This is a genomic window from Bacillus sp. NPDC094077, assembly GCF_050279465.1.
GTDB lineage: Bacteria > Bacillota > Bacilli > Bacillales > Bacillaceae_G > Bacillus_A.
Window position 1 is genome coordinate 475,216 of record NZ_JBNNUF010000003.1, and the last position, 17,188, is coordinate 492,403.

Here is a 17,188-nt window from a genome sequence, read left to right on the forward strand (position 1 = left end):
GAAAGAATGATTTTGTTTGAAAGGTGTTGGAAATACAGATTGGCTTACTTGTATGCAATGTTAAGACAACGCTCCGTATTAATATTTTTATTGGTTGTTAACATATTAGGTACAATTTACGGTTTTATATGGTATGGAAATCAATTAAAAGAAACGTCACCTATATTTTGGCCGTTTGTACCAGATAGCCCTATGGCAAGTCTCTTTTTTGTCTTTGTTTTAATCGCTTTCTTGATAAAGAGAAACTGGGGATTGATAGAGGCGCTAGCGATAGTTACTTTAGTAAAATATGGTATATGGGCTGTTGTTGTAAACGCAATTATGATTTATGTAAAAGGCCCTATTGGTCTTATGGGCTACATGCTAATGCTTTCGCATCTTGCGATGGCGGTGCAGGGCGTGCTATATGCTCCGTTTTACCGTATAAAAAAATGGCATTTTGCGGTAGCGGGTATATGGACATTACATAATGATGTAATTGATTATTTGTTTTGGCAAATGCCGAGATACGGAATTCTGCATTTGTTTGTAGAGAAAATTGGTTATTTTACGTTTTGGTTAAGTATTGCTGTACTGTGTATCACATATTATTATTGCTTACGTGAGCACCGAAAACAGTTTTCTTTATGATGGTGAGAACATTTAGGGGGAGAAAATGAAGAAAAATAAGAGTGGCACAAAAATATTGGATCGATTGATTACTTTAGTTGTTTCATATAGCATAGCATTTTCTATTTTTGCACTCGCAATAATGGCAGTTGTATACGGAAAATGGCTATATTATTTTGAAATTGATTTTTTAAACATTCCAGATTTAGCAGATATGACGAAGGATGAAATTAAGCGGAATTATGATGTGCTGATTACATATTTATCTCCGTTTTATGACGGAGCATTACAGTTACCAACATTAGATATGTCTACAAATGGCCGTATTCATTTTGTAGATGTTAAAAATATTTTAGTGAAGATTCAATATGTGATGTATGCGACAATTACCATTACAGTAATAGGCGGCTTATATTTATTAAAAAAGAAAAATGAAAAGTTTTTACTGCACGGATCGATTTTAACAATCATATTTCCGATAGCACTGATGTTACCAATTGCTATTAATTTTGAAAAAAGTTTTGTATTATTCCATAAGCTTTTATTTAGTAATGATTATTGGATGTTTGATATTGAAACGGATCCGATTATATTAATGCTACCAGAAGAATTCTTTATGCATGCTGCATGTGTTATTTTATTATTCATTTTAAGTGGTAGTATACTTTGTTACAGTTTGTATAGATATTTCGTAAAAAAGAAAAGGGTTTCAAAAGAAAAATTCTCTGCTTAAAGAGAATTTTTTTCTTTGAAAATGATAATATATTTTTCGGTCCAGTTCTGTTCTATTCTTGTCCAAATTAACATATTTTGTACTAGTAGTTATAGGGGGGACCGGGATGAAGAGAACATTAATTGGATTGATAGCATTTCTAATTATAATGTTTCCATTACGTATATATGCTGAAGAGTGGAGTGAACTAACAGGGTTGTTAGATGACTCGTTACAGCTAGTGAAGCGTAATGAAGATGAAAAAGCAGTACAAGTATTACAACGTTTCTCTGAGCAGTTTGTAATAAAGGGGAATGAAAAGAAAGACGAAGTAACGCCAGATCAATTTAGAGTCATTTCTTTAGCTTACGACAAGGCAAAACAATCTCTCTCAGAAGAAGATTTAGGCAAGCAAGTTAAAATTGATAATGTGCTAGCATTACAACTCGCTGTTGATGCGCAAGTATCGAAATATCAACCACTTTGGATGGAAAGAGAAAGAAAAGTAATGGGCGCCTTTTCTCAAATGGAAAAAGCGATGGAAAAAGAAGATGCTGGACAGTTTCAACAAACATTAAATACATTTTTAAATGAATTTAATATTATTTATCCAAGCTTAATGATTGCTCTGCCAGAAAATGAAGTGCAACGTGTAAATGCTCACTTATCTTATTTGGATGAATTTCGTAGCGTTATGTTAAAAACGAAAGGTGGCCAAATGCAATTAGGAATCATTAAAGGAGATTTGCAAAAGATATTTCACACAGTAAAAAAGGATGAAATTGCTCCCTCTCTCATTTGGTTTATGACAATTACTGGAGGACTTATTTTATTCACATTAACTTATGTTGGATGGAGAAAGTATAAAGGAGAGCGAGAGAAAAGAAAAAGTAATGTACATTCTAAAAATAGATAATGCAATAAAGTGAAACTTTAATCAGTGGGGGGCATCCCCCACTGATTATTAGTTGAACCAATCGGGCGTTTACGGGCAGTTGATCTCCCACCTAACTTCTTTGCTCCAGCCGCATTTTGAGTTGGGAGTTTTACTGCCCGTTAATGCGGGATAAATAAAGATGCGGATTGTAAGGTTTATTCATTGACAATGATGGCAGAAGAAAATAGAATGAGAAGTACTATAATTAAAACTTCAATGGAGGTTCATGATGTTTTATTTAATTTACTTCGCGATCATAATGATCATACCGTTGTATGCACAGTCAAAAGTACGTAGTGCCTATAGCAAGTATTCACAAGTTTATTCAACATCAGGTATGACAGGAGCAGAAGTGGCTCGGAAAATTTTAGATGAAAATGGATTATACAACGTAGCTGTAGAAGAAACACCAGGTCATTTATCAGACCATTATGATCCAACTGCTAAGACGGTGCGATTATCAACAGATAATTATTACGGTCATTCAGTTGCTGGAACAGCAGTAGCGGCACACGAAGTAGGACACGCAATTCAAGATGCAAAAGATTATAACTTTATGCGTATCCGTCATTCATTAGTGCCAGTTGCAAACTTTGGCTCGAATATGTCTTGGATTTTCGTCCTAATCGGTATATTTGCACAAATGTCTGGTTTAATGTTATTAGGAATTATTTTAATGGCAGCAGGTGTTGTTTTCCAACTTGTTACATTACCAGTTGAGTTTGATGCATCAAAGCGTGCGATGCAACAAATTGAAGCGTTAGGTATCGTATCAACAGATGAATATGGCCAAGCTCGTAAAGTATTAAATGCGGCAGCATTAACATATGTAGCAGCTGCAGCAGTAGCGGTATTTGAATTATTACGTCTCGTATTAATATATACTGGTATGCAGCGTAGCGACGACTAAAGACTATCAATTTTGATAGTCTTTTTTTATTATCTGTAATAAATGGACAGGATAAAATGAAAGAAACGTTGTAAGAAAGTCATAATACATATAAGTAGCGTATGATGAAGGCAGGTGGAGATAATGGAATATCCAAACCATTTAATAAAACAAGTGAAAGAGCGTAGCGCTCCTTATCAACTAGAAGGTTTTTTAAGTGGACAAGGTCCTGAAAATCCAACATTTATGCTCGTTGGAGAAGCGCCTGGTGAAACAGAAATTCATAATGGGATTCCGTTTAGCGGGAGAGCGGGAAAATATTTAATGGAGTTTTTAGAACGTATTCACGTTACAAGGGAAGAAGTATATATTACGAGTACAGTCCGGAGCAGGCCTTATAAATGGAGAGAGAAAAGAGAACGAAGTGGCGAGATCATACAGAAAAAGTATAATAGAACGCCAAATCAAGGAGAAATACTTGCCCATGCACCTTTGTTAGATTATGAGCTGGAACATATAGATCCTAAGCTTATTGTCACGCTTGGTAATATTGGGCTCCAACGTTTAACTGGAAAAAATAAAAAGATTACGGGTGTACACGGACAATTATTAAAACAGCCAATTCAAAAATTAAAGGATATGCAAAGTACAGAGTTTATATGGACAGAAAAAGAATATTATATTTTTCCGACCTTTCATCCTGCTTCGATTTTTTATAATCGTGGTTTGTTGGAATTCATTCGTGAGGATTTTGCAAAGGTGAAGCAATTTTTAAATGAAAAGGGACCGTCTTAAAATTATTTTTGGACGGCCTCTTCTCGTTAATAAGTTACTGCTATTTGAAGTATTTTGTTGTTAAATGGATATTCCTTGTCGAAATGTCGATATATTTAGAGTCATGTTCGATATAAGTTCATTTACTATAGCCTTTTAATTATGTAACGGATTTTTATTTTCATCTAGCGTAAATCCTTCACCGACTACATCGTGTACATCACTTACAGCGACAAAGGCATGTGGGTCTACAGAAGTAATGATGTTCTTTAATTTCACGATTTCATTTTTAGCAACAACGCAATACAATACATTACGTTCCACTTTTGTATAGGATCCAACGGCTTTTAAGAAGGTTGCTCCGCGCTCCATGTCGGATAAAATTTTGGCAGCGATTTCTTCGTTTTTATCCGAAATAATAGTTGCTCCTTTAGCAGCATAGGCTCCTTCTTGCATAAAATCAATGACTTTCGCCCCGATAAAAACAGCAACTAACGTATACATGCCTTCACGATATGATAAATATGTAAGAATAGAAACGATAATGACGACGGCATCAAACATAAACATCGTTTTCCCCATACTCCAGCCAACATATTTGTGAGCTAACCTTGCGATAATATCAACACCGCCAGTAGTACCACCATATTTGAATATAATTCCGAGCCCGATACCGATAAATGCCCCAGCGAATAAAGCAGCGAGTGTCATATCATTTTGTAAATTTAAATGTAAGTTGAGTGCGTCATAGCGCTGAAACACCCATAGGAATAAAGAGACGCTAAATGTACCGATTAATGTATATAAAAATGTAGTTCGTCCGAGTAACTTCCAGCCGATGAAAAATATAGGGATATTTAAAAGTAAGTTTGTATAGGAAGGGTCAAACGAAAATAGGAAATATAATAATAGCGTAATACCAGTAAATCCACCCTCTGCAAGATGATTTTCAATATTGATATTCACAATGCCAAAAGAAAAAATAGCGGAACCGATTAAAATAAAAATGATATTTCGAATCTTCAAATTTGATGTCATATAGAAATCCTCCTAATTATGTAATGATTGCATTGCTCCGCTGAAACGGTAAAACATAATGATAAGTAATTTCTAGTTGTTAGTAAAAATTGTAAGAACTCGATTGGTTCGGGCTAATCTTTTGCAAAAAACCGCAAAAGAAAGTTTCACTTTACCCCGTTCTAACGGCTGGTAGGGGATAAAGCAAAGAAGCAAGGCGAACCAGCCGTAAGACCCCGATTGGTTCAACTAATCTTTTGCAAAAAAACGCAAAAGAAAGTTTCACTTTACCCCGTTCTAACGGCTGGTAGGGGATAAAGCGAAGAAGCAAGGCGAACCAGCCGTAAGACCCCGATTGGTTCAACTAATCTTTTGCAAAAAACCGCAAAAGAAAGTTTCACTTTATTATAGTCTATCCAAAAAAGGGTCGCAAATAGGTGATTAGCGGGGAATAATATTTGTCAAATCGCGATGAATTGGCTAACATGAAAGAGGAAGGATTAGAGGTGAATTGTATGGAAGCAAAAACGATGAAAGATATGCAGAAAGAAGTAGATGCATATATTAGTCAGTTTAAAGAAGGTTATTTCAGTCCGCTTGCAATGATGGCTCGTTTGACAGAAGAGATGGGAGAGCTTGCAAGAGAGGTAAATCATTATTATGGTGAGAAACCGAAGAAAACAACTGAAAAAGAAAGAAGTATTGAAGAAGAGCTTGGAGATGTATTATTTGTTATGATTTGTATGGCAAATAGTTTAAATATTGATTTAGAAACAGCACATAACATTGTAATGAATAAATTTAATACACGTGATAAAGATCGCTGGACACGTATCGATGAGGGAGAGAAATAATAATGAAAGAAATTAAAGTAATTATCGCTGGACCAAGAGGACGTATGGGACATGAAGCAGTCCTTCTTATGGAAAGAACGGAACATTTTAATTTAGTAGCAGCAGTGGATTATAAGCATGGTGGAGAAAAAATTTCTGATTTACCTGGAATGCCAGCGTTACATGCGCCGATTTACGCGGATTTACATACTTGTTTAGATGAAGTCGAAGCAGATGTGTTGTTAGATTTAACAACGCCAGAAGTTGGGAAACAACACGTTACACTTGCAGTTGAACGTGGACTTCGTTCTGTTATTGGTACAACTGGATTTACAGAAGAAGAATTGAAACGTTTAACAGAGACTGCAAAAGAAAAAGAAGTAGGAACCATTATCGCTCCAAACTTTGCAATTGGTGCAGTTCTTATGATGAAATTCTCACAAATGGCAGCGAAGTACTTCCAAGATGTTGAAGTAATTGAATTACATCATGATCAAAAATTAGATGCACCATCTGGTACAGCTGTAAAAACAGTAGAATTAATTCGTCAAAACCGTGAATCAAAAGAGCAAGGCCATCCAAATGAAGTAGAGCAACTAGAAGGTGCTCGTGGTGCGAATGTAGACGGTATTCACATTCATAGCGTACGTTTACCAGGACTTATTGCACACCAAGAAGTAATGTTTGGTGGAGATGGACAAATGCTAACAGTTCGTCATGATTCATTCAATCGTGCATCCTTTATGTCAGGTGTAAAACTATCGATTGAGACAGTAATGAACCTGGATCATCTTGTGTACGGTTTAGAAAATATTATCGAGTAAAGGGGAGACAACGGATGAAAATTGCCTTAATCGCACATGACAAAAAGAAAAATGATATGGTTTCGTTTGCATACGCATATAAACCAATTTTTGAACGGCATGAATTATTTGCAACAGGGACGACAGGACTTCGTATTATGGAAGCGACTGGTTTAGTTGTAACAAGATATCAATCTGGTCCTCTTGGTGGCGATCAAGAAATTGGTGCAATGATTGCAAAAAATGATTTAGATATGGTGATTTTCTTCCGCGATCCATTAACAGCACAGCCGCATGAACCAGATGTGAATGCGTTGCTTCGTTTATGTGATGTATATGCGATTCCACTTGCAACGAATATGGCAAGTGCTGAAATGTTAATGCACGCATTAGAGCGAGGAGATTTAGATTACCGCAAGTTAAGAAAATGAGGGGAACAATTATGAGTGGATTACATATATTAGCGTTTGGTGCTCATGCCGATGATGTTGAAATTGGCATGGCTGGTACCATTGCTAAATATACGAAGCAAGGGTATGAAGTAGGTATTTGTGATTTAACAGAAGCTGATCTTTCTTCAAATGGAACGATAGAGTTGAGAAAAGAAGAAGCAAAGGCCGCAGCTCGTATAATGGGAGTAAAAACGAGACTGAATTTAGCGATGCCAGACCGTGGTTTGTATATGAAAGAAGAGTTTATACGTGAAATTGTAAAGGTGATCCGTACATATAAACCAAAACTAGTTTTTGCACCATATTATGAAGATCGTCATCCAGATCATGCAAATTGTGCAAGACTTGTGGAAGAAGCTATTTTTTCAGCAGGAATCCGTAAATATATGCCAGAACTTCCACCGCATCGTGTAGAGTCATTTTATAATTATATGATTAATGGTTTTCATAAACCGAATTTTTGTATAGATATTAGTGAGTACCTTTCTAAAAAAGTGGAAGCGCTAGAAGCGTATGAAAGCCAGTTTTCAATAGGGAGTGATGGTGTTAAGACGCCGTTAACAGAAGGATACGTTGAAACTGTGGTCGCTCGTGAGAAGATGTTTGGAAAAGAAGTTGGAGTCTTGTATGCCGAAGGATTTATGAGTAAGAAACCGGTTTTATTACATGCTGATTTAATAGGGGGATGTAAATGAAATTAAAAATAGGTATTACATGTTATCCTTCTGTAGGTGGTTCTGGAGTTGTTGGAACGGAATTAGGAAAGCAATTGGCGGAACGCGGGCATGAAATTCATTTTATTACATCGGGTTTACCATTTCGGTTAAATAAAGTGTATCCAAACATTTATTTTCATGAAGTGACGGTAAATCAATACTCTGTATTTCAATATCCACCATACGATTTAGCGTTAGCGAGTAAAATGGCAGAGGTTGCACAAAGAGAAAACCTAGATATTTTACACGTGCATTACGCAATACCACATGCAATTTGTGCTTATTTAGCAAAACAAATGATTGGAGAGCGTATTAAAATTGTTACAACCTTGCATGGAACAGATATTACTGTGTTAGGTTCCGACCCTTCGTTAAATAATTTAATTCGTTTTGGTATTGAGCAGTCTGATGTTGTTACTGCTGTCTCGCATTCATTAATTAACGAAACGCATGAGCTTATAAAACCAAATAAAGAAATTCAAACGGTATATAACTTTATAGACGAACGTGTATATTTCAAACGTGATATGTCTCAATTAAAGAAAGAATACGGTATAAGTGAGAGTGAAAAGGTACTTATTCATATTTCAAATTTCCGTAAAGTGAAACGTGTGCAGGATGTTGTTCAAGCATTTGCTAAAATTGTTAAAGAGGTAGATGCGAAGTTGCTTCTTGTTGGGGATGGACCAGAATTTTGTACGATTTTACAGTTAGTGAAAAATTTACATATTGAAGATCGCGTCTTATTCCTAGGGAAGCAAGATAATGTTGCAGAGTTACTTGCGATGAGTGATTTAATGTTGCTTCTATCAGAGAAGGAAAGTTTTGGTCTTGTTTTATTAGAAGCGATGGCGTGTGGTGTACCTTGTATCGGAACAAGGGTTGGAGGTATTCCAGAGGTCATTCAACATGGTGAAACAGGATATTTATGTGAAGTTGGCGATACAACAGGAGTGGCAAATCAAGCCATTCAGCTATTAAAGGATGAGGAACTTCACCGTAATATAGGAGAACGAGCGAGAGAAAGTGTTTACGAGCAATTCCGCTCAGAAAAAATCGTCTCACAATATGAAACGATTTATTATGACGTACTAAGGGATGACAAAAATGGAAAGATTTAAAAAAGCTAGTTCTATTATTGAGACATTAAAGCAAAAAGGACATGAGGCTTACTTTGTTGGTGGGAGCGTACGAGATCTTATTATCGATAGGCCGATTGGAGATATTGATATTGCGACATCTGCTTTACCAGAAGAAGTAATGGCTATATTCCCAAGACATGTCCCGGTTGGTCTTGAACATGGAACAGTAGTTGTTGTAGAAGATGGTGAACCTTATGAGGTAACCACTTTTCGAACAGAGAGCGAATATGAAGATTTTCGCAGACCTAGTAGCGTTCAATTTGTCCGTTCGTTAGAAGAGGATTTACAAAGACGTGATTTTACAATGAATGCAATTGCTATGACAGAAGACGGCGAAATGATTGATTTATTTGCTGGACAGGAAGCAATTCGTAAGAGAGAAATTGCGACAGTAGGAAATGCAGCGGATCGTTTTCAAGAAGATGCATTAAGAATGATGCGAGGTATTCGTTTTGTTAGTACGCTAGGATTCTCTTTGGAAACAAAGACGGAGGAAGCGATTGAAACATACGGTCATTTACTAGAGCATATAGCGATTGAGCGAATTACAGTAGAGTTTGAAAAATTATTGACGGGTGCATATTGTGCGAAGGGACTTCAAGAACTAGTAAAAACGAAGTTGTTTACACATTTACCATATTTACAAATGTCAGAAGAGAAGCTTTTAAAAGCCTCGCAGTATAAATGGGATTCTTTCGAAACAGACGTTGAGGCGTGGGCATTTTTCTTATATTGCATTGGAGAAGAACATCCATCCGTTTTTTTACGTCAATGGAAGTTTTCGAATAAAAAAATTAAAGATATTGTAGCGATTTTGTTAGTCATTCGCTCTAGAAAGAAAGCGGATTGGAACGAGTTCCTTCTATACAAAACGGGAATTCGTATCGCGGTAATGGCGGAGAGAGTATACGAAGCGATTATAGAAAGTTATAATTGTACCTCCGTTAAAAAAGTAGAAGATTTATTTGAGTCATTACCTATAAAGAGTCGTCAAGAAATGAATGTGACTGGGAATGATCTACTAAACTGGGCAAACCAAAAACCTGGTCCGTGGGTTGCTGAAATGCTTCAAAAAATCGAAGAAGCAATCGTACAAGGAAATATAGTTAATGAGAAAGAAAGTATAAGGGAGTGGCTGCAAAGATGCAATCTACTATAAGAAAGCAGTTATTGCAAGTTTTTTCTGAAGCGGATGGAGAGTTTGTATCTGGCCAAACGATTAGTGATAAACTCGGATGCTCAAGAACAGCTGTATGGAAACATATGGAGGACCTTCGAAGTGAAGGTTATGAACTTGAAGCTGTGCGTCGATTGGGCTATCGAATTGCAAGTAAGCCAGACAAAGTGACTGCGAATGAAATTCAGTTAGGGCTACAAACGAAGCGAATTGGTAGAACTGTGTATTTTGAAGAATCTGTTGAATCTACGCAGCATATTGCGGCAAAACTTGCTTATGAAGGTGCAGAAGAAGGAACAATTGTTGTAGCGGAAGAACAAACAGCGGGGAGAGGTCGTTTAAGCAGGAAATGGCACTCACCAAAAGGAACAGGAATTTGGATGAGTATTATTTTACGTCCATCAATCCCGGTTCATCATGCACCACAACTTACTTTGCTAGCGGCTGTTAGCGTTGCACAAGCAATTGAAAAATGTACAGGTGTAAATGTAGGGATAAAATGGCCGAATGATATTTTAATTCAAGGTAAAAAGGCTGTAGGTATATTAACAGAAATGCAAGCTGATCCTGATAAAATCAATGCTGTCATTATGGGTATTGGTATTAATGCGAATCAAAAGCAAGAACATTTTGATGAGGAAATTCAGCACATTGCTACTTCGTTAGCGATTGAATCAGGTAAGCCGATTGTTCGTGCGGAACTTATGCAACAAATCTTTTTACAACTAGAAAAACTATATGAAGAGTATTTACAAAATGGTTTCTCTGTGACTAAAATTCTTTGGGAAAGTTACGCTGTAAGCATCGGGAAAGAAATTACAGCTAGAATGATGAGACAGACGATTACGGGGTTAGCGAAAGGGATTACAGAGGATGGTGTGTTGCTTCTTGAGGATCATGAAGGGAAAGTACATCACATTCATTCTGCGGATATCGAAATTAAGTAAAAGAAGTTCCTCTTTTGGAACTTCTTTTTTATTTCAATATTTTTGAGTAGATTTTGTAATATGACAGTAAAGTTTTTATAACCTAAGTTGTATTTAAAGTAACGCTCGATTAGCCCTACTCATTATTTGATTATTACTTTTCCCTCCATTCCTTTAAGGAGATGGTATCGACATATTAATTCATATGTACCAGTATTTTTAGGTTTTACGGTAATGTTTTTTTCTTTTCCAGACTCAACTACGACGTCAATTCCGAGTTTTTTCACTGTAAAGGTGTGCTCATTCTTACCCTTATTTTTCAATAGCAATGTTGTTGTTTCTTCAACTGGAATAGTGATGACATTCGGATTAAAGTAATCATCGTTCAGCTCGACCTCAATCACTTTCGTTGACTCAATAGGTTGTGTTACGACGCTGGATTCGGCAAATACATTGAAGGAGCCTAAAGTTATCACACCCACACTCATCACAAGCAAACCGATTAATCGAAATAACCACTTGTTCATAGACATTCGCGATTCTCCTTTTCTAAGTGCTTTTCTTCAATTAACCTGCATCATTAGTTTAAGGTTTATACTTTACAGTCAAATAAAATATCATTATGTTTAAATCGATTTTCTACATTTAAACTCATTACAAAAGAAATTATCTTGGATTTTTTAAGGCATGCATTGAAAACAAAGCGACTTATCTTTCCATGATTGAATTCTCTATAAAAACTTTATAGCATATACACTCTCAAGTTAAATTTCACATACCGTAATAGAAATAAAAATTATTTTTTCAAAAAAATGTAGTCATTTCTTTTTGTAGTTTGCTATAATTAGTTCGAATGTGGGCAGTATCAGAGTGAACTGCACCATGATTCGAAGCAGTATGAAAAATAATAACTTGGATTCTGCCTTGATCCAATAACGGACTGGGACAGAGGGATGAATAATGCCGACTAACACACAACCCTTCTGCCCTTTTATGGCCAGAGGGGTTTTTTATATGATTTCGGCCATCTCCTCTCTCCTGCATAAAGGAGGAGTAGTTTTTGAAAACAAAAACAGATTTTTTGAAGATGAAAGAGCAAGGTGAGCCGATTACTATGCTAACGGCGTATGATTATCCTTCTGCTAAATTAGCAGAAGAAGCGGAAGTTGATATGATTTTAGTTGGAGATTCTCTTGGGATGGTTGTACTCGGATACGATTCAACAGTACCTGTAACAGTAGAGGATATGATTCATCATACGAAAGCTGTACGCCGCGGAGCGAAAGAGACATTTATTGTAACTGATATGCCGTTTATGTCTTATCACGTATCATTACAAGAAACGATGGTGAATGCACGCCGCATCGTTCAAGAGAGTGGGGCACATGCACTTAAGGTAGAAGGTGCTGGAGAAGTTATATCAACTATCCACTATTTAACGAACGCAGGAATTCCTGTCGTTGCGCATTTAGGTTTAACCCCTCAATCTGTAGGAGTGTTGGGTGGATATAAAGTACAAGGAAAAGATGCTGAAAGTGCAAAAAAATTAATAGAAGATGCAAAGAAATGTGAGGAAGCTGGCGCGATAGCACTTGTATTAGAGTGTGTACCAATGCAGCTAGCAGAATTAATTTCAAAACAATTAACAATTCCGACAATCGGCATTGGTGCTGGGCAAAAAGTAGATGGGCAAGTTCTTGTATATCATGATCTCATCTCATATGGCGTAAATCGTGTTCCGAAGTTTGTAAAACAGTATACGTCTGTTCAAGAAGAAATTGTACGTGGGATTTCTCAATATGTTGCTGAAGTAAAGACAGGACAATTTCCTGAAGAGAAACATTCGTTCACGATGAAAGAGGAAGAATGCTTAGCGTTATATGGAGGAAAACAATAATGAACATCATAACTACAGTGCAAGAGATGCAGCAGATTACGAGCGAACTTCGTGCAAGTGGAAAAAGTATTGGTTTTGTTCCAACGATGGGTTATTTACATGAGGGGCATGCTACGTTACTACGAAAGGCCAGAGAAGAAAATGAAATTGTAGTTTTAAGTGTATTTGTAAATCCACTACAGTTTGGACCGAATGAAGATTTAGATCGATACCCTCGTGATATTGAGAGAGATGAAAGTGTCGCGAAAGAAAACGGTGTTGATTATTTATTTTATCCGAGTGTAGAAGAGATGTATCCAGCAGAACAAACGACAACAGTAGAAGTCGTGAAACGTACTGACGTATTATGCGGCAAACAAAGATCTGGTCATTTCGCAGGAGTTGCGACAGTTCTTATGAAACTATTTAATATTGTATTGCCAAAACGTGCTTATTTCGGTATGAAAGATGCACAACAAGTTGCTGTAATTGAAGGATTTGTTGCTGATTTTAATATTCCAGTTACAATTGTACCAGTTGACATTGTGAGGGAAGAGGACGGATTAGCGAAAAGTTCCCGCAATGTATATTTATCAAAGGAAGATCGTGAAGAAGCACTTCATTTATATAAAAGTTTATGTATAGCGAAAACACAAATAGAAGCAGGTGAACGTAATCCAGAAATCATTACGGAACTTGTGAAGGAACATATTGCACAGTATACGAAAGGCACTGTAGATTATGCAGATGTATATGCATATCCTTCATTAACGGTAGTAGAAAAAATTGAAGGACGAATCATTTTAGCTATTGCAGTTAAGTTTGAAAATGTAAGATTAATTGACAATATAACATTAACGGTTAAATAAGGGGGAGCATCTATGTTTCGCACAATGATGAGAGCAAAGTTACATCGCGCAACTGTAACGGAAGCGAATTTAAATTATGTAGGTAGTATTACAATTGATGAAGATTTAATGGATGCAGTAAATATTGTAGAAAACGAAAAAGTTCAAATTGTAAATAATAATAATGGCGCTCGTTTAGAGACATACGTTATTAAAGGAGAACGTGGTAGCGGTGTTGTCTGCTTAAACGGTGCTGCGGCAAGGCTTGTACAACCGGGAGATAAAGTAATTATTATTTGTTATGGCCTAGTTACAGAAGAAGAGGTTCATAAACAAGAACCCAAAATTGCAGTATTAGACGACCAGAATCAAATTATTGAAATGTTAGGCGCTGAAAAGGCCGGCACAATATTATAAAATAGGAAAGCTATCTCTATGTCAGGAGATAGCTTTTTTGTGCATCTTTTCATTAAGATGAGATAAAACGTGGTATAGTAACATTATATGAATTTTTGTTGTTTGAAAGGTAAGAAATTGAGGTGTTACATATATGAGCAAGCGTTATGTCGTTGTTGATTTAGAGACGACAGGGAACTCCTGGAAAGATGGGAAAGATAAAATTACCCAAATTGCAGCTGTTGTAGTAGAAGATGGAGAGATATTGGAGATTTTTTCGTCTTTTGTTAACCCGAAGAGAGAGATCCCACCATTTATTACAGAATTAACAGGGATTGATGAAAGTCTTGTAAAACAAGCCCCATTATTTCAAGATGTAGCCCCGATGATTGTTGAGCTAATACAAGGTGCAGCTTTCGTTGCACATAATGTTCACTTTGATTGGAATTTTTTAAATGAAGAATTAAGGCAGGCTGGATATACAGAAATACATTGCCCTAAAATTGATACGGTTGAATTGGCACAAATTCTTTTGCCGACAGCTGATAGTTATAAATTACGTGATTTAGCTAAGAAACATGAACTGGAGCACGATCAACCACATCGTGCGGACAGCGATGCCCTTGCAACAGCAGAGTTGTTTTTACAATTTTTAAATGAAATTGAAAAATTACCACTAGTTACATTGCAATCGCTTTATGAATTAAGTGATGTTTTCCAAAGTGATATAGCTGATGTACTTTCTGAAAATATTTTAAAGAAAGTAATGCATGGTAAAGAAGTGAAAGCGGAGTATGAAGTGTATCGAAATATTGCACTGAAAAAGCGGAACTATTCCTTAAGCCTTGGAGAAACATGTTCATTAAAATTCGATGCTTTCTTGAATAAAACGATGGATAAGCTGGAATTACATATGCCAAAGTTTGAAAGAAGAGAAAGTCAACAAATGATGATGAAAGAGATATACACGGCGTTAAGAGATTCTCGTTTTTCTCTTATTGAAGCAGGTACAGGGACGGGAAAGACTCTTGCTTATTTACTTCCTAGTCTTTATTTCGCTAAGAAAAAAGAAGAACCTGTCGTTATTAGTACACAAACGGTACAACTTCAACAACAAATATTGGAAAAAGAAATCCCGTTATTGCAAAAAATAATGCCATTTTCATTTGAGGCAGCTCTTCTAAAAGGGAGAAAGCATTATCTTTGTTTACATAAATTTGAGTATGCTTTGCAAGAGGAAGAGAAAAATTATGATATGGCACTTACGAAGGCAAAGATTTTAGTTTGGCTATTGCAAACTGAAACGGGTGATCGTGATGAGTTAAATATTCCAGAGGGCGGAAAATTACTTTGGAATCGTATTTGTAGTGATGCGTATAGTCCAGGCGGTATGCAAAGTAATTGGTTTAGTCGTTGTTTTTACCAGCGAGCGAAAAATAAAGCTTTATTTGCAGATATCGTTATTACAAATCATGCATTATTATTTCAAGATTTTTCAAGTGAGGAACCGCTGTTTTCTTCATGCGAACATATTATATTTGATGAAGCTCATCATATCGAAGAAGCTGCGAGTAGAACATTAGGCGAACAATTTTCCTGTATGTATTTTCAATTGGTGTTATCTCGCCTTGGTACACTAGAAACAGATGATGTGCTGTCTAAAGTATATAAAATGATGAAAAAATCAGAGCAAGCCTCTCGCTCGACTTTCCGTATGATTAGTCATAGTTTGAAGGAATTGAAATTTGATGCGGATGAACTATTCCAAATGTTACGCACTTTTATATTTAAACAAACAAAGCAAGAACAAGGAACGAACAATATGCCGCTCATTTATCGATATAACACGGAAGTAGAGAAAGGTAAGTTGTGGGATAGTATTGTTGAGTTAACAAATCGTTTTGTATATGAATTAAGAAGAGTAGTGACTATGCTTGAGAAGCAAGTAGATATATTACAAAGTAGATTAGAGTGGGAGATGCATGTTGTTACGGGTGAATTTACGCATTTAATTGAGTTGCTAAGAAAGATGGCAGAATCGTTACAATTACTCATATTAGAAAAAAATTCATATGTAACTTGGATGGAGACAGAAACGAAAGGGACAATTCATTCAACAGTTTTATATGCGCAGCCTGTTCATATTGCCGAAAGATTTGCTGATGAGTTTTTAACAGAAAAAAAGAGTGTTATTTTTACATCTGCGACACTAACAGTTAATGATACATTTGACTATATAAAAGAGGAGCTCGGCTTACATGATTTTGCTCCCAATACTTTAAAGGTTCCATCACCATTTCGTTATGATGAACAAATGAAATTAATGGTTTCTACAGATGTACCTTTTATTAAGCAAGTAAGTAATGAGGAATATATTGAATCTGTATCGGAACATATTGCAAAGATAGCGAAGGTTACAAAAGGGAGAATGCTCGTTTTATTCACTTCGTATGAAATGTTGAAAGAAGCGTATGCGAATTTGAAAAGTGATGATGAATTAGAAGGCTATGTATTATTAACACAAAGTGTGAACAATAGAAGTCGCAGCCGCTTAATTCGAAAATTTCAAGAGTTCGACAAGTCGATTTTGTTAGGAACAAGTAGTTTTTGGGAAGGGATCGATATTCCAGGAGATGCCTTAAGTTGTCTTGTCATTGTCCGTCTTCCGTTTACACCTCCTCATCAGCCAATGATGGAAGCGAAAGGTGAGTGGTTAAAACATCAAGGTGAGGACGTATTCGCTAAATTAGCGCTCCCGCAAGCAATATTACGTTTCAAACAAGGGTTTGGGCGTTTAATTCGAACAAATACAGATACGGGGACGGTAGTAGTGTTAGACCGTCGATTGACGAGTTCTTCCTATGGAAAAAGATTTTTACAATCAATTCCTAATGTACCTCTTTATGAAGGACCGTTAGAAGAGTTGCTAGTGCAATTAGAAGAACCGTCAAATGAATAAAAATTGGAAGAAAAATACGCCTGAAGTACCTAAACACTTCAGGCGTAAAAAATGTGGGTAGGAGGAATTTTATTTTTCTTACTTCTTGTATACAAAATGTATTGGTTTTCGACTTGAAACCT

At 36.2% G+C, this 17,188-nt stretch carries 18 protein-coding genes; 16 read left to right on the top strand and 2 right to left on the bottom strand.

What is annotated here, in order from left to right; all coding sequences use genetic code 11:
* Nucleotides 1-39: 39 nt before the first annotated feature.
* The 5 genes from ACQKNR_RS11200 to ACQKNR_RS11220 all read left to right on the top strand — a co-directional run bounded on the left by ACQKNR_RS11200 (nt 40) and on the right by ACQKNR_RS11220 (nt 3,942).
* Nucleotides 40-630, top strand: coding sequence for a DUF1405 domain-containing protein (locus ACQKNR_RS11200; RefSeq protein ID WP_427317797.1), 591 nt, complete (start codon nt 40-42; stop codon nt 628-630).
* A 25-nt stretch (nt 631-655) separates the two neighbouring features.
* Nucleotides 656-1,342, top strand: a complete 687-nt coding sequence (locus ACQKNR_RS11205) for a TIGR01906 family membrane protein (protein WP_427317799.1) — start codon at nt 656-658, stop codon at nt 1,340-1,342.
* A 106-nt stretch (nt 1,343-1,448) separates the two neighbouring features.
* On the top strand, nt 1,449-2,237 hold the full coding sequence (gene ypjB, locus ACQKNR_RS11210; protein ID WP_427317801.1) for a sporulation protein YpjB: 789 nt from the start codon (nt 1,449-1,451) through the stop codon (nt 2,235-2,237).
* Between the two features lie 250 nt (nt 2,238-2,487).
* Nucleotides 2,488-3,168: a zinc metallopeptidase gene (locus ACQKNR_RS11215; RefSeq protein ID WP_193411353.1), complete on the top strand. Its 681-nt coding sequence runs from the start codon at nt 2,488-2,490 to the stop codon at nt 3,166-3,168.
* Between the two features lie 123 nt (nt 3,169-3,291).
* Complete coding sequence (locus ACQKNR_RS11220; protein ID WP_427317804.1) at nt 3,292-3,942, top strand: uracil-DNA glycosylase; 651 nt, start codon at nt 3,292-3,294, stop codon at nt 3,940-3,942.
* 135 nt (nt 3,943-4,077) lie between these two features.
* Here the strand turns inward: ACQKNR_RS11220 and ACQKNR_RS11225 are convergent, their stop codons facing one another.
* On the bottom strand, nt 4,078-4,959 hold the full coding sequence (locus tag ACQKNR_RS11225; protein ID WP_427317806.1) for a YitT family protein: 882 nt from the start codon (nt 4,957-4,959) through the stop codon (nt 4,078-4,080).
* Between the two features lie 494 nt (nt 4,960-5,453).
* Here ACQKNR_RS11225 and ACQKNR_RS11230 point away from each other — a divergent pair, with 494 nt between their 5' ends.
* Genes ACQKNR_RS11230 through ACQKNR_RS11260 form a run of 7 tightly spaced genes read left to right on the top strand, consistent with a single transcriptional unit; the run spans nt 5,454 to nt 11,008 of the window.
* Entirely contained in the window at nt 5,454-5,792 is a 339-nt protein-coding gene (locus ACQKNR_RS11230; protein ID WP_427318004.1) for a nucleotide pyrophosphohydrolase, read from the top strand.
* A gap of 2 nt (nt 5,793-5,794) precedes the next feature.
* On the top strand, nt 5,795-6,595 hold the full coding sequence (dapB, locus tag ACQKNR_RS11235; RefSeq protein ID WP_427317808.1) for a dihydrodipicolinate reductase: 801 nt from the start codon (nt 5,795-5,797) through the stop codon (nt 6,593-6,595).
* Between the two features lie 14 nt (nt 6,596-6,609).
* Nucleotides 6,610-7,005, top strand: coding sequence for a methylglyoxal synthase (mgsA, locus tag ACQKNR_RS11240; protein ID WP_060630193.1), 396 nt, complete (start codon nt 6,610-6,612; stop codon nt 7,003-7,005).
* Nucleotides 7,006-7,016: 11 nt separating this feature from the next.
* Nucleotides 7,017-7,721, top strand: coding sequence for a bacillithiol biosynthesis deacetylase BshB1 (gene bshB1 / locus ACQKNR_RS11245; protein ID WP_427317810.1), 705 nt, complete (start codon nt 7,017-7,019; stop codon nt 7,719-7,721).
* Entirely contained in the window at nt 7,718-8,863 is a 1,146-nt protein-coding gene (bshA, locus tag ACQKNR_RS11250; RefSeq protein WP_427317811.1) for an N-acetyl-alpha-D-glucosaminyl L-malate synthase BshA, read from the top strand. The genes bshB1 and bshA overlap by 4 nt, the downstream gene beginning before the upstream one ends.
* Complete coding sequence (locus tag ACQKNR_RS11255; protein ID WP_427317813.1) at nt 8,850-10,043, top strand: CCA tRNA nucleotidyltransferase; 1,194 nt, start codon at nt 8,850-8,852, stop codon at nt 10,041-10,043. The genes bshA and ACQKNR_RS11255 overlap by 14 nt, the downstream gene beginning before the upstream one ends.
* The gene (locus ACQKNR_RS11260) at nt 10,028-11,008 is read left to right on the top strand and encodes a biotin--[acetyl-CoA-carboxylase] ligase (RefSeq protein ID WP_427317815.1); all 981 of its coding nucleotides are present in this window, start codon (nt 10,028-10,030) and stop codon (nt 11,006-11,008) included. The genes ACQKNR_RS11255 and ACQKNR_RS11260 overlap by 16 nt, the downstream gene beginning before the upstream one ends.
* A gap of 122 nt (nt 11,009-11,130) precedes the next feature.
* On the opposite strand, the gene ACQKNR_RS11265 is transcribed toward ACQKNR_RS11260, so the two are convergent.
* Nucleotides 11,131-11,520 carry a cupredoxin domain-containing protein gene (locus ACQKNR_RS11265; protein WP_427317817.1) on the bottom strand — a complete coding sequence of 130 codons (390 nt, stop codon included), beginning with the start codon at nt 11,518-11,520 and terminating at the stop codon, nt 11,131-11,133.
* A gap of 527 nt (nt 11,521-12,047) precedes the next feature.
* Between ACQKNR_RS11265 and panB the strand changes: the two genes are divergently transcribed.
* The 4 genes from panB (at nt 12,048) to dinG (ending at nt 17,066) form a co-directional block, all read left to right on the top strand.
* Nucleotides 12,048-12,884, top strand: coding sequence for a 3-methyl-2-oxobutanoate hydroxymethyltransferase (gene panB, locus ACQKNR_RS11270; RefSeq protein ID WP_427317819.1), 837 nt, complete (start codon nt 12,048-12,050; stop codon nt 12,882-12,884).
* A complete protein-coding gene (gene panC, locus ACQKNR_RS11275; protein WP_427317821.1) occupies nt 12,884-13,732 on the top strand; it encodes a pantoate--beta-alanine ligase in 849 nt (282 codons plus the stop codon). The genes panB and panC overlap by 1 nt, the downstream gene beginning before the upstream one ends.
* Before the next feature lie 12 nt (nt 13,733-13,744).
* The gene (gene panD / locus ACQKNR_RS11280; RefSeq protein WP_000490187.1) at nt 13,745-14,128 is read left to right on the top strand and encodes an aspartate 1-decarboxylase; all 384 of its coding nucleotides are present in this window, start codon (nt 13,745-13,747) and stop codon (nt 14,126-14,128) included.
* A 133-nt stretch (nt 14,129-14,261) separates the two neighbouring features.
* Nucleotides 14,262-17,066, top strand: coding sequence for an ATP-dependent DNA helicase DinG (dinG, locus tag ACQKNR_RS11285; protein WP_427317823.1), 2,805 nt, complete (start codon nt 14,262-14,264; stop codon nt 17,064-17,066).
* Nucleotides 17,067-17,188 lie beyond the last annotated feature (122 nt).